This is a genomic window from Desulfoferula mesophila (assembly GCF_037076455.1).
Lineage (GTDB): Bacteria > Desulfobacterota > Desulfarculia > Desulfarculales > Desulfarculaceae > Desulfoferula > Desulfoferula mesophila.
This window is the reverse complement of record NZ_AP028679.1, coordinates 1,288,815-1,310,556: the sequence shown is the minus strand read 5'-3', so window position 1 is coordinate 1,310,556 and position 21,742 is coordinate 1,288,815. Positions and strand designations below refer to the sequence as shown.

At 65.5% G+C, this 21,742-nt stretch carries 18 protein-coding genes; 13 read left to right on the top strand and 5 right to left on the bottom strand.

Features of this window, described 5'->3' with window-relative positions:
- Positions 1-105 precede the first annotated feature (105 nt).
- The 9 genes from AACH32_RS05705 to AACH32_RS05665 all read left to right on the top strand — a co-directional run bounded on the left by AACH32_RS05705 (position 106) and on the right by AACH32_RS05665 (position 8,179).
- Positions 106-1,407 carry an MFS transporter gene (locus AACH32_RS05705; protein WP_338605818.1) on the top strand — a complete coding sequence of 434 codons (1,302 nt, stop codon included), beginning with the start codon at positions 106-108 and terminating at the stop codon, positions 1,405-1,407.
- Positions 1,404-1,838, top strand: a complete 435-nt coding sequence (locus AACH32_RS05700; RefSeq protein ID WP_338605817.1) for a PaaI family thioesterase — start codon at positions 1,404-1,406, stop codon at positions 1,836-1,838. Before AACH32_RS05705 ends, AACH32_RS05700 begins: the two co-directional genes overlap by 4 nt.
- Before the next feature lie 3 nt (positions 1,839-1,841).
- Positions 1,842-2,219 carry a cyclophilin-like fold protein gene (locus tag AACH32_RS05695; protein WP_338605816.1) on the top strand — a complete coding sequence of 126 codons (378 nt, stop codon included), beginning with the start codon at positions 1,842-1,844 and terminating at the stop codon, positions 2,217-2,219.
- 110 nt (positions 2,220-2,329) lie between these two features.
- Positions 2,330-3,262, top strand: coding sequence for a bile acid:sodium symporter family protein (locus AACH32_RS05690; RefSeq protein ID WP_338605815.1), 933 nt, complete (start codon positions 2,330-2,332; stop codon positions 3,260-3,262).
- The gene (locus tag AACH32_RS05685) at positions 3,259-4,365 is read left to right on the top strand and encodes a metallophosphoesterase (RefSeq protein ID WP_338605814.1); all 1,107 of its coding nucleotides are present in this window, start codon (positions 3,259-3,261) and stop codon (positions 4,363-4,365) included. The genes AACH32_RS05690 and AACH32_RS05685 overlap by 4 nt, the downstream gene beginning before the upstream one ends.
- 82 nt (positions 4,366-4,447) lie before the next feature.
- Entirely contained in the window at positions 4,448-4,891 is a 444-nt protein-coding gene (locus AACH32_RS05680) for a MerR family transcriptional regulator (protein WP_338605813.1), read from the top strand.
- Complete coding sequence (locus AACH32_RS05675) at positions 4,869-6,374, top strand: class I adenylate-forming enzyme family protein (RefSeq protein WP_338605812.1); 1,506 nt, start codon at positions 4,869-4,871, stop codon at positions 6,372-6,374. Before AACH32_RS05680 ends, AACH32_RS05675 begins: the two co-directional genes overlap by 23 nt.
- A gap of 15 nt (positions 6,375-6,389) precedes the next feature.
- On the top strand, positions 6,390-7,634 hold the full coding sequence (locus tag AACH32_RS05670; protein WP_338605811.1) for an acyl-CoA dehydrogenase family protein: 1,245 nt from the start codon (positions 6,390-6,392) through the stop codon (positions 7,632-7,634).
- Entirely contained in the window at positions 7,634-8,179 is a 546-nt protein-coding gene (locus AACH32_RS05665; RefSeq protein ID WP_338605810.1) for a manganese efflux pump MntP, read from the top strand. Before AACH32_RS05670 ends, AACH32_RS05665 begins: the two co-directional genes overlap by 1 nt.
- Before the next feature lie 727 nt (positions 8,180-8,906).
- On the opposite strand, the gene AACH32_RS05660 is transcribed toward AACH32_RS05665, so the two are convergent.
- From AACH32_RS05660 to AACH32_RS05640, 5 genes are all read right to left on the bottom strand, one after another.
- Positions 8,907-9,833 carry a methylenetetrahydrofolate reductase gene (locus AACH32_RS05660; protein WP_338605809.1) on the bottom strand — a complete coding sequence of 309 codons (927 nt, stop codon included), beginning with the start codon at positions 9,831-9,833 and terminating at the stop codon, positions 8,907-8,909.
- A complete protein-coding gene (locus tag AACH32_RS05655) occupies positions 9,830-10,498 on the bottom strand; it encodes a methylenetetrahydrofolate reductase C-terminal domain-containing protein (protein ID WP_338605808.1) in 669 nt (222 codons plus the stop codon). The genes AACH32_RS05660 and AACH32_RS05655 overlap by 4 nt, the downstream gene beginning before the upstream one ends.
- A 56-nt stretch (positions 10,499-10,554) precedes the next feature.
- A complete protein-coding gene (locus AACH32_RS05650) occupies positions 10,555-10,980 on the bottom strand; it encodes a hydrogenase iron-sulfur subunit (RefSeq protein ID WP_338605807.1) in 426 nt (141 codons plus the stop codon).
- 88 nt (positions 10,981-11,068) lie between these two features.
- Positions 11,069-15,493, bottom strand: a complete 4,425-nt coding sequence (locus tag AACH32_RS05645; RefSeq protein WP_338605806.1) for an FAD-dependent oxidoreductase — start codon at positions 15,491-15,493, stop codon at positions 11,069-11,071.
- Between the two features lie 369 nt (positions 15,494-15,862).
- Positions 15,863-17,635 (bottom strand): formate--tetrahydrofolate ligase, encoded by a 1,773-nt coding sequence (locus AACH32_RS05640; RefSeq protein WP_338605805.1) that lies wholly within the window; start codon positions 17,633-17,635, stop codon positions 15,863-15,865.
- A 419-nt stretch (positions 17,636-18,054) separates the two neighbouring features.
- Between AACH32_RS05640 and AACH32_RS05635 the strand changes: the two genes are divergently transcribed.
- From AACH32_RS05635 to AACH32_RS05620, 4 genes are all read left to right on the top strand, one after another.
- Positions 18,055-18,909 (top strand): sulfide/dihydroorotate dehydrogenase-like FAD/NAD-binding protein, encoded by an 855-nt coding sequence (locus AACH32_RS05635; protein WP_338605804.1) that lies wholly within the window; start codon positions 18,055-18,057, stop codon positions 18,907-18,909.
- A gap of 13 nt (positions 18,910-18,922) precedes the next feature.
- Complete coding sequence (gltA, locus tag AACH32_RS05630) at positions 18,923-20,332, top strand: NADPH-dependent glutamate synthase (protein ID WP_338605803.1); 1,410 nt, start codon at positions 18,923-18,925, stop codon at positions 20,330-20,332.
- Between the two features lie 228 nt (positions 20,333-20,560).
- On the top strand, positions 20,561-21,346 hold the full coding sequence (folE2, locus tag AACH32_RS05625; protein WP_338605802.1) for a GTP cyclohydrolase FolE2: 786 nt from the start codon (positions 20,561-20,563) through the stop codon (positions 21,344-21,346).
- 3 nt (positions 21,347-21,349) lie between these two features.
- Complete coding sequence (locus AACH32_RS05620) at positions 21,350-21,688, top strand: peptide chain release factor-like protein (protein WP_338605801.1); 339 nt, start codon at positions 21,350-21,352, stop codon at positions 21,686-21,688.
- Positions 21,689-21,742 lie beyond the last annotated feature (54 nt).

The window sequence follows — 21,742 nt, the reverse complement described above, 5'->3', positions numbered from 1 at the left end:
CCAGTATATCCCCGGCCGGCCCCGCTTGTCTTGCCCCAGACAAACACTATAGAATGATCTCGGCTTTCCTATGCCGCCTTATCCCTGTTTGCCTGGGGGGAGTTCATGAGCGCCGCCGACGTTTCCCGCCCATCTTCCTACCGTTGGCTGATCTTCGTGGTCCTGTCCTGCGCCTACCTGCTGGTCTACTTCCACCGCACCTGCCCGGCGGTGGTGGCCGCGGACCTCATGCGCGACCTCAACGCCGGGGCCACCTCCCTGGGCCTGCTGGGTTCGGCCTACTTCTACCCCTACGCCCTGATGCAGCTGCCCGCCGGACTTTTGAGCGACACCTGGGGACCGCGCAAGACCATCACCCTGTTTTTCTCCCTGGCCGGGGTGGGGGCCATCTGGCTGGGCCTGGCCGGGTCCATCGCTCCGGCCATCGCCGCCCGCACCCTGGTGGGGCTGGGGGTGGCCATGGTCTTCGTGCCCACCATCAAGGTGATGACCAATTGGTTCACCAGGGGCGAGTTCGCCCGCATGATGGGCATCCTCATGGCCCTGGGCGGCGTGGGGGCCTACACCGCGGCCCAGCCCCTGGCCTGGCTCAGCCTCATCCTGGGCTGGCGGGGCAGCTTCATCCTCATCGGCGCGGCCACCCTGATCCTGGCCGGGCTCATCTGGGTGGTGGTGCGCAACCGGCCCCAGGACAAAGGCCTGCCCCCGGTGCCCGACACCATAGGCGACCCGCCGGGAAGCGACGGTTTGTCCCTGGGCCAGGGCATCAAAATGGTGCTGGCCAACCCCCGCTTCTGGGCGGTGGCGGTGTGGTTTTTCATCACCCCGGGCGTCTTCTTCGCCTTTGGCGGCCTGTGGGGCGGCCCCTACCTCATGCAGGTGTACGGCCTGAGCAAGACCCAGGCGGGCGGCGTGTTGAGCATGCTGGCCGTGGGCATGATCGTGGGCAGCCCCCTGCTCACCTGGATTTCGGACAAGATTCTGGTCTCGCGCAAGCACACCATGATTATCACCGGCGCGGGCATGTCCCTCCTGCTGGCCGTCCTCTACCTGGCCCCGGCCTCCTTCAGCCTCCCCTCGCTCTACTTGTGGTTTTTCCTATTCTCGGTATGCTCAAGTGCCATAGTCGTCATCGGATTCACCACCACCAAGGAGCTGTTCCCCGTGGCCATCGCCGGCACCTCGACAGGTCTCGTCAACTTGTTCCCCTTCCTGGGCGGCGCGCTGCTCCAGCCGATCACCGGCTGGCTGCTGCAGATTCAGGGCGGGCCCCGGGGCCCCTACAGCCCGGCCATGTATCAACAGGTGTTCTTGTTCTACCTGGGCCTGGCCCTGGTGGCCCTGGTCTGCGCCTGCCTGGCCAAGGACACCCTGCCCGGCCGCAAGGCCGCCCGGAGCGCGGCGTGAGCGCCCTGAGCGAGCGCCTGGCCTATGCCCGGCGGATCGTGGGCGAGGACCCGGTGGCCACCCTGTTGGGCATCCAGGTGGTGGCGGTGGACGAGGGCGCGGCCACGGTGAGCCTGCTGCCCCAGCCGCACCACCTCAACTCCCTGGGCCGGGTGCACGGCTCCACCCTCTACGCCCTGGCTGACCAGGCCATGGCCGTGGCCGCCAACACCCTGGAAAATCCGGCCCTGGTGGTGGAGAGCCATATCAGTTTCTTGGGCAAGGCCGAGCCCGAGCGGCGCCTGCTGGCCGCCGCCCGCCTGCGCAACGCCAGCCGCAAGCTGAGCCTGTGGGAGGTGGAGATCAGCGACGATCAAGGCCGCCTGGTGGCCCTGGCCAGCGGACGCGGCTATCACAGCGCCGGGGCGCCCCTGGCCGCGAAGCCGGACTAGCCCGTGCCCACTCCCGTGCGCCTGGTCATCGAGGGCCTGGAGTTACTCGGCCACCTGGACGAGAGCCCGGCGGGCCGCGCCCTGGCCGTGCGCCTGCCCCTGGCCTGGAGCGCCCAGCGCTGGGGCCGCGAGTATTACGGCCCCCTGGACCAGCCGGTGGGAGAGCCCGCGGGAGAGGGCAGGCAGGAGATGGCGGTGGGCGAGCTGGCCTATCACCCCGAGAGCGGCCTGCTGTGCCTGTTTTTCGGCCCCACCCCCATGAGTCGCGGCGACGAGCCCCGGGCCGCCTTTCCGGTGCTCCCGGTGGGCAAGCTCGAAGGCGACTGGGAGGCCCTGGCCGCCCTGGGTCCCCAGGCAGAGGGTAGGCTGGAGGCGCGCTGAGCCCTTGCCGCGCCGCCGCCCTGTGTTAAATTTTTAGTAGGCCACTGGTCTTTGCATCACCCCTTGGCAGGCCGCCGCCCGGCCCGGAGCGGCGGCCGAGGTTTGGTAACATGCGATCTCGCGACCTGGCGCTCATCATCGTGGCCTTCCTGGGAATAGCCGGGGGGGTGTTTCTGCCGGACATGGCGGGCCTTTTCAGCCCGCTCACCGTGTACATGATGATGACCATCCTGTACCTGGCTTTCTTGCGCATCGACTTCCGGGCCCTGGTGCGCCTTAACCGGGCCGACCTGGGCGAGATGCTCTGGTGGAGCTCCATCAAGCTGTTTGTCCTGCCCGTGGGCCTGTGGTACCTCTTCCGCTGGCTGGCCCCCGGCTGGGCCCTGCCGGTGCTGTTGCTCTCGGCCGTATCCGTCGGGGTAACCGCACCATTTTTCACCCAGATGCTGGGGGGCAACGCCCACCGCACCCTGCAGCTCACCGTGCTCACCTCGGTGGTGGTGCCGCTCACCCTGCCCGCCCTGGTCAAGCTGTTGGCCGGAGCGGAGATAGACATCCCCTTCACCCACATGGCCCGCATGCTGGCCCAGGTGATCTTCGTGCCCCTGGTGCTGGCCTGGCTCACCCTGCGCCTGCTGCCCGCCCTGGCCGAGGGCCTGGGGCGCATCCAGTTCCCCCTGATCCTGGCCCTGTTCTTTTTCATCAACATGGGGGTGTTCGCGCCTTTTGCCACCTTCTTCTTTTCCCAGGCTAGCCAGGTGCTGGCCGCGGTGGGAATCGCCTTCGGCCTGGCCGCTCTGTACCTGGGGGTGGTGTGGGTCATGGGCCCCCTGTCCGGTTGGCGCATGGATCTGGTCTCCTGCGGCTCGGGCCTGATCTTCATCAACAACGTGCTGGTGGTGGTGTTCGCGGCCAAGTTTTTCGGCCCGCGCAATCCCCTGTTGTCGGCGCTGTATTTGCTGCCGGTGTACTTGATGCTCCTGCCCCTGCGGGCCCTGGCCGGCCAGCAGGAGCGCCGCGCCCCGGCCGGAGATAAGCCGTGAGCTGGTTCCTCACCGTATTCCTGAGCCTCTACACCCTGCTGCACCTGCTTTTTTACCGCGCGGTGCGCTGCCTGCTGCCCGGAGGCTTCGGCGCCCGGGCGCTCCTGGGCCTGTTCCTGCTGCTCATGATCCTGGCCCCCATCATCACCGTGATGACCGGCAGCCAGGGACACTTCGGCCTGGCCCGTTTGGTGGGCACGGTGGGCTACTGGTGGATGGGATTTCTGATCATCGCCCTGCTGTGCCTGCTGGCCCTTTCCCTATTGCGCCTGCTGGCCCTGCCTTTTTCACCCCAGGCCTGGAACTGGCGGGCGCCCGTGGCCCTGGCCCTGGGCGTGGCCTTCATCATCACCACCTACGGCGTCTTCGCGGCCACCGACATCCGCCTGAAGCGCCTGAACCTCACCACCGACAAGCTGCCCGCCGGAGTGGAGCGCCTGACCATAGTGCAGACCTCGGACCTGCACCTGGGCCAGCCCGAGGGCAAGACGCGCCTGCGCAAGGTCATCAAGATGGTGAAGCAGGCCAAGCCCGATTTGTGGATCGACACCGGCGACATGTGGGACCGCCCTTTGCTGGACGTGCGGCAGGAGATGGACCTGCTGCGCCAGGTGAAGCCGCCCCTGGGCAAGTTCATGATCGCGGGCAACCATGAGTTTTACGTGGGTTTGGCTACCGCCTTCGAGCTCAGCCGGGAAGCGGGTTTTTCGGTGCTGGAGAACCTGGGTCAGGCGGTGGGGCCGTTGTACCTGGCCGGGGTATACGACGCTCGCGCCATCCACCCCGAGTGGGACGCGGCGGCCCTGGCCGGCGCCCAGCCGGGGCGCTTCACCATCTTCTTGCGCCACCGCCCCCTGTTCAACCAGACGACGGCCGGCCAGGTGGACTTGCAGCTTTCCGGCCACACTCACGGCGGCCAGGTGTGGCCGGCCCATCTCATCACCAGCCGCATCTTCCCATTTTTCGCCGGGCTCTATCACCCGGCCCCCAAAACAGCGCTCTACACCAGCCGGGGCACCGGCACCTGGGGACCGCCCATGCGCCTGTTCTCCCCGCCCGAAGTCACCATAATCCAACTGACCCGGCGCTCCGGGGCCAAGTAATCCCCTCGCCGCCGCAAACGGCTTGACAGGAATTCCTGGGCCGAGTTACTTTACGTTAACGTCAACGTTAGGTATTGTGACAATGAGAAAAGAAGCCGCACCGCCCACCCGGACCTGGACCATCGCCGAACTGGCCCGGGAATTGGAAATCAGCACCCGCACCATTCGCTTTTACGAGGAAAAGGGGCTCATCACCCCGGAGCGCACTTCGGGTAACCGGCGCGTCTATTCCAAGCGGGACCGGGCGCGGCTGAAGCTTATCCTCAGGGGCAAGCGCTTCGGATACTCCCTGGAGGAGATCGGGGAAATGATCGGCATGGGCGCGGTGGATCTGGCCGAAGCGGAGCAGATTCGCCGCAGCCTGGCTTATGGGGACAAAAAACTGGGGGAAATCCGCCAGCGCATCGAAGAATTGCGAATGCTGGCCGGGGATATCGAAACCATGCGGGCCAAACTGCTGGCCAAACTGAGGGAACTGGAACGGCAAGGAGGGAGCTTGAGCCATGAACCTGGTGGAGATTCTTGAACTTAACGCCCGCAAGTTCGGGCAAAAGGATTGCCTGCGCTACAACGGCGCGGGCCTGACCTTCGGCGAGTTGAACGACAAGGCCTCCCAGGCCGCCGGGCTGCTGCAATCCTGGGGCATCGCCAAGGGCGACCGGGTGGGCCTGATGAGCTTCAACACCCCGGCCTATGTCATCGCCTATTACGGCATCCTTCGGGCTGGCGGAGTGGTGGTGCCCATCAACCACAAGCTGCAGGCCCCGGAGGTGGACTACATATTGGCCCACAGCCGGGCCAAGCTGCTGTTGGCCGATGGCGCCCTGGCCCCGGTGTTGGCCAAGCTGGGCTCCCCGGTGCGCCGGGCCGCCCTGGACAGCGACGTGGAGGGTCTGGACCGCTTCGAGGCCCTCTTGGAAGGCGCGCCCCCGGCCCAACCGGTGGCCGTCGCCGACGATGACCCGGCCCAGATCCTCTACACCTCCGGCACCACCGGCAAGCCCAAGGGCTGCCAGCACACCCACCAGACGGTGCTGTTCGCGGGCATCACCGGGGCCCTGGTGGTCAAGATGGACTTCCGCGACCGGCTGCTCATGGCCATGCCCATCTGGCACTCCTCGCCGCTCAACAACTGGTTCATGGGCATCCAGTTCGTGGGCGGCTGCACTGTGCTCTTGCGCGAATACCACCCCCTGCACTTCCTGGAGGCGGTGCAGCAGGAAAAGTGCACTGTCTACTTCGGCGCGCCCATCAGCTACATTCTGCCCCTGCAGATGGTGCCCCACTTCGACACCTTTGACCTGAGCTCCATGCGCTGCTGGATCTACGGCGGCGGGCCCATCTCCGGCGACGTGGCCCTGGACCTCATGAAGCGCTACCAGAGCGAGAACTTCTACCAGGTCTACGGCATGACCGAGGCCGGCCCCACCGGCACCACCCTGTTCCCCTGGGAGCAGGTGGACAAGGCCGGCTCCATCGGCGGCCAGGGCCTGCCCGGCGCCGACGTCAAGGTGATGAAGTTCGACGGCACCCCGGCGGGCGCGGGCGAGACCGGCGAGATTTGGCTCAAGGCCCCCTCCATGATGAAGGGCTATCTGGACGATCCCCAGGCCACGGCCGAGGCCTTTGAGGACGGCTGGTACAAGACCGGCGACGTGGCCCGGGTGGACGAGGACGGCTACATGTTCATCGTGGACCGCTCCAAGGACATGATCGTCACCGGCGGGGAAAACGTCTACTCCAAGGAGGTGGAGGACGCCATCGCCGCCAACCCGGCGGTAATGGAGGTGGCGGTGCTGGGGCGGCCGCATAACGAGTGGGGCGAAACGGTGGTGGCCTACGTGGTGCTCAAGCAGGGCGAGTCGGCCGACGCCAAGGATCTGGAGGGCTTTTTGGCCGACAAGCTGGCCCGCTACAAAATACCTCGCGACTTTTTGTTCGTGGACGAGCTGCCCCACACCCCCACCGGCAAGATCATGAAATACAGGCTGCGCGAGGAAAGCGCCTAGCGCCGGGAGAACGACATGTTTGAGTTTTTGCTTAACGAAGAACAGCGCAAGCTGCGTGACGAGGTGCGCGAGTTGGTGGCCTGGGTGCCCCGGCAGCTCATCCTGGACATGGACCAGGACAAGGTCACCTTTCCCAAGGAGTTTTTGGCCGAGGCCGGACGGCGCAACCTCATGGGTTGCCGTTACCCCCGTAAGTGGGGCGGCCGAGGCCTGGACTGGGTGAGCACCTGCATGGTCATGGAAGAGGTGGGCGTGCTGGGCTACATCTTCGCCTGCGTCTTCGGGGTGGGGGCCGAGCTGGTGTGCGACGCCATCATCCAGCACGGCAACGATGAACAAAAGGAACGCTACGTCAAGCCGCTGCTGGCCGGGGAGATCTTCGCGGCCGAGTGCCTCACCGAGCCCCGAGGCGGCTCCGACTTCTTCGGCACCACCAGCGTGGCCGAGGACCAGGGCGACCACTTTTTGCTCAACGGCCAGAAACGCTTCATCGTGGGGGCCGAGGGGGCCGATTACTTCCTGGTCTACGCCCGCACCGACCCCGACCCCAAGGCCGATCCGCGCCAGGCCCTGACCTGCTTCATCGTGAACCGGGGCCCCGGAGTGGAGGTGGCCTACCTCTACGGCCTCATGGGCTGCCGGGGCGGCGGCGCGGGCCGTCTGGTGTTCAAGGACGTGAAGGTGCCCAAGGCCAACGTGGTGGGCAGCGTGGGCGGGGCCTACAAGGTGTTCAACACCATGATGATCCCCGAGCGCCTGGGCACCGCGGCCATGACCATCGGTGCGGCCCAGCCCGCGGTGGACGTGGCCACCGGCTACAGCACCCGGCGCAAGGCCTTCGGCCAGCCCATCAACCAGTTCCAGGGCGTGAGCTTCCAGGTGGCCCAGGCCGTGACCCTGCTGGACGCCAGCCGGGCCATGATCTACGCCACCGCCCGGGCGGTGGATGCGGGCGAGGATCAGAACCACACCCGCCGGCTCATCAGCCAGACCAAGAAGTTCGTCACCGAATCCTGCCAGCAGGCGGCCCATCACGCCATGCAGGTGATGGGGGGCATCGGGTATACTAACGTGTTCCCGGTGGAGCGCATCGTGCGCGACTTGCGCTTGGCCTCCATCTGGACCGGCACCAACGAGGTGATGAGCATGATCGTGGCCCACGAGTGGTACCGCGCCTATCACCAGGCCAAGACCTCGGCTCCCCGGGATTTCGAGGCCGACGCCCTTGAGGCCGAGTCCGGAGAAAAGATCTACGAGTAGTGAACCTGGTTGAAACCCTGGCTTTGGCCGTGGCCCTGGGTTGCGATGCTTTCGCGGTGGGCCTGGCCGTGGGGGGGCGCTTCGGCGCCCCCCGTCAAATATTCCGCCTGTCTTTTCATTTTGGCCTGTTCCAGTTCCTCATGCCCCTGATCGGCTGGGGCCTGGGCGCGGGCCTGGCCACCGTGGCCACCCGCTGGGCCCCCTGGATCGCCGCGGCGGTGCTTTTGTTCATCGGCGGCAAGATGGCCTGGGAGGCCTTGCAGCCTCCGGAGGACCGCAGCCAGGGCCTGGACCCCACCAAGGGCTGGAGCCTGGTGGCCCTTTCCTTGGCCACCAGCATCGACGCCCTGGGGGTGGGCCTGTCCCTGGGCATGGTGGGGCAAAACGTCTTCGGCTCGGCGGTGGTCATCGGCATCGTGGCCGCGGGCATGACCCTCATTGCCATGAAGCTGGCCGGGCTGATGAGCGCCAAGTTGGGGCATCGCATGGGCATAGTGGGGGGCGCGATTCTGATCGCCATAGCGATCAAACTGGTAGCATTTTAGACGGCTGCGCCAGACGGCCGGGGGCTGCGTTGGCGGCATCGCTTCAGCCTCGACGTAGCATCGGTTACGCCTGCGGCTGTCGCTCGGCGGACGCCTGGCCCGTGACCGCCTGGCTGTGCTGCTGACGGGGGCGGGAGTCGGGGGGCCTTCGAGTTTACAAAGACCGTTGTCGTTGCGAGCCGCCCAGCGGCGTAGCAATCTCGGTGCGCCAGCAAGCCCCCACGCAAAGTCGACAGCGCTCGTGCCTTCGCTTCCAGCCCATAGCCGTCATGGCGAGGAGCGGCGGCCTCGGCGGGTGGTGGAATGACCGCCCTGCTCCCGCCGCGACGCGGCCATCTTCCGTTTCCCTTGTCTCCCCTCTGAACCCGACGGGGAGGTATCTCTTTCCCCAGCCAAGCCTCGAGGAAATCGAAGATTGCCGCGCCCCGTCGGGAGAAGGCCTTCCTAGCGAAGCAGCGGTTTTACCGGCGGGGCTCGCAATGACCGCTATTACTGATTCTTTTTTCAGACTCCCTTTTTTGCCCCCCCAAAAAAAGAAGCCCCGCAGGGCTTCTCCAGAATGCACGCATTTAATGAACGTGTCGTGAACGGGCCGGCACAGCCAGCCGCAGGCAGACAAGGCGTCTGGCCAGCGCGGACCGGAGGCGTAGCTCAAGCTACGTCGAGGTCAGCGCGCAGCCAGCAACGCAGTATGCCGGCGGCTGGCGCAGCCGGGCCCCGGTCAGAGTTAATCGACCACCGGCCGGGGCAGCAGCCCCGCGCCCTCAATAATCTCCTTGGCCCGATGCTCCCACTCGATGGCCATGACGTGCACCCCGGCCACGCCCTCCATCTCCTTGAACTCCTCGATCTGCTCGATGGCCATCTTGATGCCCTCGGCGGCCTGCTGCTTCTTGTCCACCCCTTGCAGGCGCTTGACCACCGACTCGGGCACGTCCATGCCCGGCACGAACTTGGCCATGTACTTGGCCATACCCACCGACTTCATGGGGGTGACCCCGGCCAGGATGTAGCACTTCTCGTGCAGGCCCCGGTCCACCGCCTGCTTCATGAACAGGCGGAACTTGTCCATGTTGTAGATGCACTGGGTCTGCACGAAGTCGGCCCCGGCGGCGATCTTCTTGGCCAGGCGGGAAACCCGGAACTCGAAGGGATCGGCAAAGGGGTTGGAGGCCGCGCCCAAGAAGAGGTCGGGCGAGCCGTCCAGATCCTTGTCGTTCAAAAACTTCTTTTCGTCGCGCATCTTCTTGAAGGCGGCCAGGAGCTGCACCGAGTCCAGGTCGTAGACGTTCTTGGACTCGGGATGGCTGCCGAAGCGCTGGTGGTCGCCGGAGAGGCACAGCACGTTCTTGATGCCCAGGGCGGTGGCCCCCAGGATGTCGGCCATCAGGGCCAGGCGGTTGCGGTCGCGGCAGACCATCTGATAGTTGGGCTCCAGGCCCTCGTCGATGAGGATCTTGCAGGCGGCCCAAGAGGCCATGCGCACCACCGCGGTCTGGTTGTCGGTGATGTTAACCGACTCCACGATGCCCTTGAGGAAGCCGGCCTTGTGGCGCACCTCCTCCGCGTTGTTGCCCTGGGGCGGACCAAGCTCGCCGGTAACCGCAAAGTGGCCAGCGGAGAGCACCTTTTCCAGATTGCTGCCGGCTTTCATTGCTTGAGGTCCTCCCTAACCCGCTTGCGGGGGCCGCCGTCGCGGGCGGTCAACCAGTTCTTGTTGGGCCACACCTGCTCCAACTCCTCCAGCCTGCCCATGGCGCTCATTTTCTGGACAATCTGGTCCCACACGCAGGGCACCTCCGGGCTGATCTCGCAGTTGCCCGAGGCCGAGCCGCCACAAGGGCCGTTCATCAGGCTTTTGGAGCAGCGGGCGATGGGGCAGAGGCCGCCGAAGTTGTGCACCAGGCAGTTGCCGCAGCTCTGGCAGCGCTCGGCCCAGACCCCGTGCTCCAAGGCCCCGCCGATGAAGGTGGTGTTGATGCCCGGAAACACCGGCACCTTCTGGAAGCGCTCGGCCACGAACTGGGGCCCCACCCCGCAGGCGATGGAGACGATGGCGTCGTATTTATCGGCCACGTCGGCCAGTTCTTCGACGTACTCGGGATCGCACTGGCGCTCCAGGGTCATCTCTTCCACGGTGGGGGGCAGGCCCGCCTTTTTGCGGGCTATGCGCAGGGCGCTGGCCAGGATGCCCACTTCCTTTTCGCCGCCCACGTTGCAGACGGTCACGCACCCCCGGCAGCCCAACACCAGGACCTTTTCCCGCCCCTCGATCATGGACAGGATCTCCTCCAAGGGCTTGCTGTCACCTACGATCATGGCAACTGTCCTTCCTCGTCAACCGATAGCTGGATCCGTCTCGCTCCCGCCGGTCTCTAGGCCGCCTTGGCCGATCGCACCGGGCTGGGTCCCAGCTCCTTGATGCGCTGGGTGAACTCGTTGGCCACTTCCGCGAAGCGGGGTCCCTGGGCCGAGCTCATGTTGTACATCTCGATGCGTTCGGGCTCGATGCCCAGCGACTCCAAAACCTTTTTGACGTATTCCACCTTGCGCCGCGCCTTGAGGTTGCCGGTGAGGAAGTGGCAATCGCCTTCCATGCAACCGGCCACGTACACGCCGTCCACGCCGTCTTCAAAGGAGCGCAGCAGGTGCAAGATGTCCACCCGCCCGGAGCAGGGCAACTGGATGACTCGCACGTTGGTGGGGTACTGCAATCTCATCGAACCTGCCAGGTCCGCGGCGGAGTACGCTCAGTACTGGCAGCAGAAGGCCACTATCTTCGGTTCAAACTCAGCGTTCAAGTTCGTCCTCCTGGTCCCCTTCCGCCCCTGGGGGCGGGTCAGCGGCAGGTGATGGCGGCGGCCCGGGGGCCGCCGCCGCCAAATTATCTCAGTTCATCGCAGCCCGTTCCTTGGCCAGGATCTGGGCGTCGGTGAAGTGTTGCAGGGTAATGGCCTTGCCCGGACACTCGGCGGCGCAGGCTCCGCAGCCGTAGCACTGGGCCACCTCGATGTGGGCCGCGCCGTCCACGATCTTGGGCACCCCGTAGGGGCAGGTGCGCACGCAGGTGAGGCACACCGAGCACTTCTTGGGGTCCACCGTGGCTACCACGCCGCCCACGCGGATGACGCTCTTGGCCAGCACGGTCATGGCCCGTCCTGCCGCGGCGTTGGCCTGGGCGATGGCCTCATCGATGGGCTTGGGATAGTGGGCCAGGCCCGCCTGGTACAGGCCCTCGGTGGCGAAGTCCACCGGCCGGAGCTTGGCGTGGGCCTCCAGGTAGAAGCCCTCGGCGTTGAGCGGGGTCTTCATGGCCTCGGCCAGCTTGTGCACCTCGTTGGGCACGATGGCCGCGGCCAGCACCAGCCGGTCCACGTCGAAGCTGACCGGGCGGCCCAGCACGTGGTCGGTGGCGGTAACCGTCAGCTTGCCGCCCTCCTCGCTCACCTGGGGCTTGTCGTCCAGGTTGTAGCGGATGAACAGCACCCCGGCCTCGCGGGCCTTCTTGTACAGATCCTCGCGCACCCCGTAGGTGCGGATGTCGCGGTAGAGGATGTACACGTTGGCCTCGGGGTTGGCCTCCTTGACCTTGATGGCGCTCTCCACCGAGTGGGTGCAGCACAAACGGCTGCAATAGGGCCGCTCGGGCTCGCGGGAGCCCACGCACTGGATGAAGGCCACCGAGTCCCAGGCCTTGGGCGCGTCGGGGTTGCCCTTGAGCTCCATGTCCATCTCGAGAGAGGTGATCACCGCGTCGCTCTGGCCGTAGAGGTACTCGCTGGGCCTCAGCTCGTGGCCGCCGGTGGCCAGCACGATGACCCCGTGCTCCACGGTGGTCTCCTTGCCGCCCTCGGCGGTTATGCTGCTCACGTAGTTGCCCACGAAGCCCTTGAAGGCGGTGAGTTCGCTGTTCAGGTGCACGGTGATGTTGGGCTGGGCGTTGACCTTGCCCACCAACTCCTCCAGGTAGGGGGCCACGGCCTCGCCCTTCCAGGAGTTGAGCAGGTAGCGGGCGTTGCCGCCCAGCTCGCCGCTCTTTTCCACCAGGTGCACCGGATAGCCCGCGCCGGCCAGGTTGAGCGCCGCGCTCATGCCGGCCACGCCGCCGCCCACCACGATGGCGCTCTTTTCCAGGGGCAGCTCCACCTGGTGCAGCGGCTCGATGAGGGTGGCCTTGGCCACGGCCATGCGCACTAGGTCCTTGGCCTTGGCGGTGGCCTTTTCCGGCTCGCCCTGGTGCACCCAGGAGTCCTGGTCGCGGATGTTGGCCATCTCGAACAGGTACTTGTTCAGGCCCGCCTCGCGGATCGTCTCCTGGAACATGGGCTCGTGGGTGCGGGGGCTGCAAGAGGCCACCACCACCCGGTTGAGGTTGTTCTCCTCGATCTTTTCCTTGATCTTGTTCTGGGTGTCCTGGGAGCAGGTGAACAGGTTGTCGTCCACAAAGGCCACGTAGGGCAAGGTGGCGGCGTACTCGCGCACCGCGGGCACGTCCACGATGCCCCCGATGTTGATGCCGCAGTTGCACACGAACACCCCCACCCGGGGCTGCTCGTCGCTCACGTCCTTTTCCATGGGGTAGGAGACTTCCTTGCTCAGGCTGCCCCGGGCCTCGGCCAGATCCAGGCTGGCCACGCAGGCGGCGGCGGAGGCCTCCATCACCGCCTGGGGGATGTCCTTGGGACCGGCAAAGGCGCCGCAGGCGAAGATGCCTTCCCGGCTGGTGCCCACCGGGGCGAAGGAACTGGTCTCGCTGAAGTTGTAGCCGGTGAGGTCGATGCCCAGGCGGTGCGCCGTCTCGATGGCCTCGGGGCCGGTCTGCAGGCCCACCGACAGCACCACCATGTCGAACTCTTCTTCCTTGGGTTCGCCGTCCTCGGTGACGTATTCGATGCGCAGGCGGTCGTCCTCGGCCGGGTCCACCGAGTGCACGCGGGAGCGCACGAAGCGCACCCCCTTCTCGTTCTCGGCCCGGTTGTAGTACTTCTCGAAGTCCTTGCCGTAGGTGCGCATGTCCATGAAGAAGATGGTGGCGTCCAGCTCCTCGGAGGCGTGCTCCTTGGCGATCACCGCCTCCTTGATGGCGTACATGCAGCACACCGCCGAGCAGTAGCCGTTGTCGCAGTGGTTGATGTCGCGGCTGCCCACGCACTGCAGCCAGGCGATCTTCTTGGGCTCGGCCCCGTCGCTGGGCCGCTGGAGGTGGCCCTGGTAGGGGCCGGAGGCGCTTAGCACCCGCTCGAACTCCATGGCCGAGAGCACGTTGGGGTGCTTGGCGTAGGAGTAGGTGTCGAAGATGGCCGGGTCAAAGGGCTCGAAGCCCGGCGCCAGGATCACGCTGCCCACGTTGAGGGTCAGCTCGCGGGCCGTCTGCTCGTGGGCCGGGGCGTGGGCCTTGCAGGCCTCCACGCACTGGAAGCACTCGCAGCACACGGCGCAGTTGAGGCAGCGCTCGCCCTCCTGCTGTCCCTGCTCGGCGGTGAGCCCCAGCTCGAACTGCTCGAAGTCGCCCTTGCGGCTGTCGGCCTCGCGGATCTCCATATGGGCCCGGGGCGCGATGGTGATATCCAGTGGGATGGGGTTGAAGCACTGCTCGTCCTCGGGCTTGAGCTCGGGCTTGGCCCGGCCTTCGGCCAGGTCCAGGCCGTCGAACTTGCGCAGCATGCTGATGGCCGCGTCGCGTCCGGCGGCCACCGCCCCGATGGCGATCCAGGGCCCGGTGACCGCGTCGCCGCCGGCGAAGACCTTGTCCAGGTTGGTGGCCCGGGTCAAGGGGTCGGCGGCGATGGTGCCTCGGGGGGTCAGTTCCAGCCCCGAGTCCTCGCCCAGGAAGGAGAGGTCGGTGCGCTGGCCGATGGCGGTGATGATCAGGTCGGCCTCGAGCTCGATGGTGTCGCTCTCGTCGAACTCGGGCGCGAAGCGCTTGTTCTCGTCAAAGACCCGGGTGCACTTCTTGAGCACCAGGGCGGTGGCCTGGTTGCCGCTGGTGTTGATGGCCAACACGCCCCGGCGGTGGAACATGGTGATGCCCTCTTCCAGGGCCTCTTCCACCTCCCAGGGGCTGGCCGGGCACTCTTGTTCCGACTCCAGCATGACCATGGTAACGTTGGCCGCGCCCTCGCGCAGGGCGCTGCGCGCGGCGTCGATGGCCACGTTGCCGCCGCCCACCACCACCACGTTGTCGCCCTTGGGCACCGCGTTGCCCAGGCTGAGATCCTGCAGGTAACCCAGGGCGGTGGCCACGTTGGCGCTGTCCTCGCCGGCCACGTTCAGCTTGAAGCTGGCCGGGGCGCCCACGCCCAAAAACACCGCGTCGTAGTCGTTTTGCAGGTCCGCGAAGCTGATGTCCCCCCCAATGGGGGTGTTGAGCTTGATCTCCACCCCCATGCCCTCGATCATGGCCACTTCCTGGGCCAGGGCCTGGCGGGGCAGGCGGTAGGCGGGCACGCCGGTGGCCAGGGCGCCGCCGGCCACGGGCAGGGCCTCGTAGATCACCGACTTGATGCCGCCCCTGGCCAGGTGGTAGGCGCAGGACAGGCCGGCCGGGCCGGCGCCCACGATGGCCACCTTTTCGCTCCGGGGCTCAACCTCGGGCTGGGGCACGTTGGCCACCCCCACCTCGTCGGCCACCAGGCGCTTGATGTCGCGGATGGCGATGGCCTCGTCCACGCTCAGGCGGCGGCAGGCGTCCTCGCAAGGATGGGGGCAGATGCGCCCGATGGTGCCGGGCAGGGGCAGGTCCTTCATGATGATGCCCAGGCTCTCGGCGAACTTGCCCACCTTGGCCATCTGCACGTAGCCCTGCACGTTGAGGTTGGCCGGGCAGGTGACCGAGCAGGGGGCTTGGTCCAGCTTGGTGATGCCGTAGGCATTGGGGAAGGCCTGGGCGTAGCGCTTGAAGGTGGCCTTGCGCTGGCTCAGGCCCTGGTCGAACTCGTTGGGCAAGGACACCGGACAGGACTCGATGCAGTCGCCGCAGGCGGTGCAGGCCTCCATGTCCACGAAGCGGGGCTCCTGGTGCACCTCCACTTGGAAGTCGCCGGGCTCGCCGGAGATGGCGGCCACCTCGGCCTGGGTGAGGATCTCGATGTTCAGGTGGCGTCCGCACTCCACCAGTTTGGGCGAGATAATGCACATGGCGCAGTCGTTGGTGGGGAAGGTCTTGTCCAGTTGGGCCATGCGGCCGCCGATGGCCGTGGTTTTCTCCACCAGGTAGACGTAGTAGCCCGCGTTGGCCAGGTCCAACGAGGCCTGCACGCCGGCGATACCGGCGCCCACTACCATCACCGCCCCGACTTTCTTGCTTTGTGCCATTCCAATTCGTCCTTGCAAGCGGTTTTCCACCGGGCCAGACGCCCGGCGGATCAGGGACTGCTCACTGGGTACAGGTCGCCTGCCCCCTTGTGAAAATTGTCATTAAATACCTCGGAATAGTAACATTAATCAACGATCGGCACTATAGACAAAAAGCCACACCTTGGCAAGTTTTGATTCCCCGATCACGGGAACCCTAGTTAATCCATCAGTTTTATTGATTATTACCATGCACCCCATTAAAGGTCATGTTAGCCTATTCGCCCATGTAAAACCAAGCCCTTCGCTTGCCTTAAGGCCCGGCTGTGAACAAAAAAAGCCCGGGCCGCAAGGGCCCGGGCTTGAGATAGCAGGTATTTGACGTAGTTACTAGAACACGCCCTTGACCTTGCCGGACTCGACGTCCACGTCCACCCGACGGTAGGCGGGGTTGGAGCCGGTGCCGGGCATCAGGGAGATGTTGCCGGCCACGGGCACCACGAATCCGGCGCCGCCGTAGGTGAGGATGTCGCGCACGAACAGGCGCCAGCCCTTGGGCACGCCCTTGAGGGCCGGGTTGTCGCTAAGCGACAGGTGGGTCTTGACCATGCAGGTGCCCAGCTTGGACAGCTCGGGATCGGCCTCGATCTTCTTGGCCTTGCCCAGGGCCACGTCGGAGTAGTCCACGCCGTCGGCGCCGTAGACTTCCTTGGCGATCAGGTTGATGCGCTCGCGCAGCGGGGTCTCCAGCTCGTAGAGCAGCTTGAAGTCGTTGGGCTCGTTGCAGGCGTCGATGACCGCGTCGGCGAACTCCAGGGCGCCTTCGCCGCCGTGCTCCCAGTGGCGCGACAGGGCCACGCGGGCGCCGGCCGCCTCACCCAGCTCGCGCACCTTGGCGATCTCGGCGTCGGTGTCGGTGTAGAAGGCGTTGATGCACACCACCGGGTTGATGCCGGCCTTGCGCACGGTGTTGATGTGGTGCACCAGGTTCTCGCAGCCCTTCTCGACCCAGCCCACGTTCTCGCCCTTGTACTCTTCGGGCATGGGCTTGCCGGGCACCGGGATGGGGGCGCCGCCGTGGCACTTCAGGGCCCGGATGGTGGCCACCACCACCGCGCAGTTGGGCTTCAGGCCGCTGAAGCGGCACTTGAGGTTCCAGAACTTCTCAAAGCCGATGTCCGCGCCGAAGCCGGACTCGGTCACGTGGTAGTCGCCCAGCTTCAGGGCCACGCGGTCGGCGATAATGGAGCTCTGGCCGATGGCGATGTTGGCGAAGGGACCGGCGTGCACGAACACCGGCTGGCCTTCCAGGGACTGCAGCAGGTTGGGGTTGAGCGCCTCGACCATCCAGGCGGTCATGGCGCCGTCCACCTGCAGGTCCTTGGTGGTGATGGGCACGCCCTTCTTGTTGTAGGCCACCACGATCTTGCCCATGCGCTCACGCATGTCGGCCAGGTCCTTGGCCACGGCCAGGATGGCCATGACTTCGGAGCTCACCGCGATGCCGAACTTGGACTGCATGGTGAAACCGTCGGTGCGGCCGCCCAGGCCCATCACGATGTTCCTGAGGCCCTGGCAGCAGAAGTCGATGATCCAGCCCATCTCGATGTTGGTGGGATCGATGTCCAGGCGCTCCATGTTGCTCAGGCGCATGAGCTGCTCGTCGGTGTAGTTGCGCTCGTGCTGCATGCGGGAGTTCAGAGCCACCATGGCCAGGTTGTGGGAGTTCATGATGGCGTTGATGTCGCCGGTCAGACCCAGGCTGAAGGGGGTCAAGGGGATGCACTGGGCCAAGCCGCCGCCGGCCGCCGAACCCTTGATGTTCATGGTGGGGCCGCCGGAGGGCTGGCGAATGGCCGCGGTCACGTTGACCTTGCGCTGGCCCAGACCCTCGACCAGGCCCATGGAGGAAGTGGATTTGCCCTCGCCCAGAGGGGTGGGGGTAATGGCGGTCACGTCGATGTACTTGCCGTCCGGCTTGTCCTTGAGCCGCTCGAGCAGCTTTTTGAAGTCCACCTTGGCCACGTAGTGACCGTGCAGCAGAAGCTCTTCATCGGTTATCCCCAGCTCGCTGGCGATATCCTTGATGGGCTTCATGTACTCTTCGGCTGCCTCCGCGATTATGTAATCAGCGTTTTCTCTGGGATCTGGCAGCTTGGGCATAGTTACTTCCTCCTTAAACTATAAATAAGCGCGGCAGTGCTTAATAAGGTCCGTGCGACCTCCGGGGTTTCCGGCAGCCCGCGCGGGCCAAACGGCAAGACCTTTTGCCTAAAGGTGCTTGTTGGTGATCTAGGGCCGTCCCCCCTCCCCTGCAACTGGGCGGATTGAAACGGCTATGTCGGCGAATAGCATGTTCTATATCCCAGGTCAAGAGAATAAACTCACAAGTCCCCCAACGAACTGAGTTTCGTCCTCCGGCGATGTATGCGCAAGGGGCGATTTTGTTTTGACTAAAGTTAACCCCGGTGGTAATGAAGGCTATATTATAGCTGCCGGGGTTCCCGCTTTAGCACCTGCCTCCTTGGGGCGCCGCCCCGGAGTTCAGCGGGTCTCATATTACGAAACGTCGAGGAGAGTCCATGTACAAGATCCTAGCCAAGAGGGTGTTGGCCCAGGGCACGGTGGTGGAGAACGAGATCGAGGCTCCACGCATCGCCGCCAAGGCCAAACCGGGCCAGTTCGTCATTCTGCGCGTCAACGAGACCGGAGAACGCATCCCGCTGACCATGGCCGACACCGACCCCAACCGGGGCACCATCACCATCATCTACCAGGTGGTGGGCAAGACCACCGCCCTGCTCAAGAGCCTGGAGGTGATGGACGCCATCATGGACATCGCCGGTCCCCTGGGCACCCCCACCCCCATCGAGAAAAAAGGCACCGTCATTTGCGTGGGCGGCGGCACCGGCGTGGCCGTGCTGCACCCCATCACCCGGGGCTTCCACCAGGCGGGCAACAAGGTCATCAGCATCATCGGGGCGCGCACCAAGGATCTGCTCATCATGGAGGACAAGATGAAAAAGGCCTCCGATGAGTTCTACGTGTGCACCGACGACGGCTCCTACGGCCATCACGGCTTTGTCACCGACGTGCTGCGCGAGCAGCTCACCAAGCTGGGCTCCGAAGTCAAGGAAGCGGTGTGCATCGGGCCGGTGCCCATGATGAAGTTCTGCTCCAAGGTCACCGAGGAGTACGGCGTGCCCACCATGGTCAGCCTCAACGCCATCATGGTCGACGGCACGGGCATGTGCGGCTGCTGCCGGGTGCAGGTGGGCGGCGAGACCAAGTTCGCCTGCGTGGACGGCCCGGAGTTCGACGCCCACAAGGTGGACTTCGAAGGCCTGTCCAAGCGCCTGACCGCCTATGTGCCCCAGGAGCGGCAAGCCATGGACCGTTACGAGCAAAAATGCGCCTGCGAGACCAAGGGCAAATAAGGAGAGGGTGAGCATGGCCGAAAAAGCGAAAAAGGAAAAAGCTCCGCGCACCCCGATGCCCGAACAGAAGCCCGAGGTGCGGCGACGCAATTTTGAAGAAGTTCCCATGGGCTACACCGCCGAGATGGCCCAGGCCGAGGCTCAGCGCTGTTTGCAGTGCAAAAAGCCCTCCTGCAAGGAGGGTTGCCCGGTTAACGTGGACATCCCCCAGTTCATCGCCGAGATCGCCCAGGGCAACTACGCCGGGGCCATCATGCAGCTGTGGCAGAAGAACTCCCTGCCCGCCGTCTGCGGCCGGGTGTGCCCCCAGGAGAACCAGTGCGAGGGCATGTGCATCGTGGGCAAGAAGGACAAGCCCGTGGCCATCGGCAACCTGGAGCGCTTCGCCGCCGACTGGGCCCGGGCCGAAAAGGACCTGCCCATGCCCCCCAAGGACGCCCCCACCGGCAAGAAGGTGGCGGTGGTGGGTTCGGGCCCCGGCAGCCTGACCGTGGCCGGCGACCTGATCCGCAAGGGTCACGAGGTCACCGTGTTCGAGGCCTTCCACAAGGCCGGCGGCGTGTTGGTCTACGGCATTCCCGAGTTCCGCCTGCCCAAGGAGATCGTGGCCGCGGAGGTCAACTTCCTGGAGCGCCTGGGGGTCAAGGTGGAGTGCAACATGGTGGTGGGCTCCACCATCACCGTGGACGAGCTCTTGACCGAGGAAGGCTTTGACGCCGTGTACCTGGGCGTGGGCGCCGGCCTGCCGCGCTTCGTGGGCGTACCCGGCGAGAACCTCATCGGGGTCTACAGCGCCAACGAATACCTGACCCGGGCCAACCTGATGAAGGGCTATCTCTTCCCCGAGTACGACACCCCCCTGGTGGGCGGCGAGCACGTGTGTGTCTTTGGCGGCGGCAACGTGGCCATGGACAGCCTGCGCACCGCCATGCGCATGGGCTGCGACGACGTGAAATGCGTGTACCGCCGCTCCGAGCAGGAGCTGCCCGCCCGCGGCGAGGAGATCCACCACGCCAAGGACGAGGGCATCCAGTTCTTCGTGTTGCACAACCCCATCCGCTTCATCGGCGACGAGGACAACCGCCTCAAGGCGGTGGAGTTGCAAGAGATGAAGCTGGGCGAGCCCGATGAAAGCGGCCGCCGCCGCCCCGAGCCCATCCCCGGCTCCACCAAGACCCTGGAATGCGACCTGGCCATCATCGCCATCGGCTCCGGGGCCAACCCCCTGATCACCCGGACCACCCCCGGCCTGGCCGTGAACAAGTGGGGCTACATCGAGGCCGACGAGGCGGGCAAGACCAAGAAGCCCGGCGTGTGGGCCGGCGGCGACATCGTCACCGGCGCGGCCACGGTCATCAAGGCCGCCGGGGCGGGCCGCCTGGCCGCCAACAGCATGCACGAGTACCTGACCTGGGGCTGGTAGGCCCCGGGCGAGCCGAACCGAAGTAATTGGGGGCGCATCGCCGACTGGGCGGTGCGCCCCCAATTATTGTTGAACGGTATGTCGAAATTGTTAGCGCCGTGGTAAATAATCCGGCATATAAAGAGTAGCAACCACAACCAAACTCACGCCGCTCCGCGGCAGGGGACGACCCAAGCAACGCCCCCGGCCCGCCCCGGGCGCGGCCATGGTAAAAGCAGCCAAGTTATCATGCTCGACGTACAAAACCAGCCCGACCACCGCAACATCGCCATCGACAAGGTGGGGGTGAAGAATATCCGTTACCCCATCACCGTGTTGGACCGGGCCAACGGCAGCCAGCAGACCGTGGCCTCCATCAACATGTACGTGAACCTGCCCCACCAGTACAAGGGCACCCACATGAGCCGCTTCATCGAGCTACTCAGCGAGTACAGCGGCAGCATCAACATCAAGAACATCCCCGACATCCTGGAGGAGATGAAGCACCGCCTGGACGCCGAGAGCGCCCACATCGAGGTGGAGTTCCCCTATTTCCTGGAAAAGGCCGCCCCGGTGAGCCAGGCCCAGGGGCTCATGGAATACGGCGTGGCCTTTCGGGGTAGCCTCAACGGCGCGGGCATGGATCTGGTGGTGGAGATCGCGGTGCCGGTGACCACCCTGTGCCCCTGCTCCAAGGAGATAAGCGTCACCGGGGCCCACAACCAGCGGGGCATCGTGCGCCTGGCCGTGAGGTTCAAGCGCTTCATCTGGATCGAGGACCTCATCCACATGGTGGAAAGCAGCGCCTCCAGCGAGGTGTTTTCCCTGCTCAAGCGCGACGACGAAAAATTCGTCACCGAGCACGCCTACGACAACCCCATGTTCGTGGAGGACGTGGTGCGCGAGGTGGCCAGCAAGCTCAGCGACGACCGCAACATCGTCTGGTTCACCGTGGACAGCGAGAACTTCGAGTCCATCCACAACCACTCGGCCTACGCCTATATCGAGTGCGACAAGCGGGCCCCCAGGGCCTAGCCCGTGGACCTGCCGCCGGAAATAGAAGAAAAAGACCTGCTCTGGGAGTTTTTTCGGGCCTCCGGGCCGGGCGGCCAACACCGCAACAAGACCGAAACCGGGGTGCGCCTGACCCACCTGCCCAGCGGCATCACCGTGAGCGCCACCGAGCGCCGCTCCCAGCACCAGAACCGGGAGGTGGCTCTGGAGCGCTTGGCCCATGCCTTGGCCGAAAAGGCCAAGCCCCCGCCCAAGCCCCGGCGGCCCACCAAGCCCTCCCGGGCCGCCAAACGCCGCCGCCTGGAAGCCAAAAAGCAGCGGGGTCAGATCAAATCCCTGCGCCGCAAGCCGGTGGGGGATTAGACGGGGGGCGGCAAGAGCCTGCGCGAATACCCCGGCGGGCCGGCGCGGTCAGCG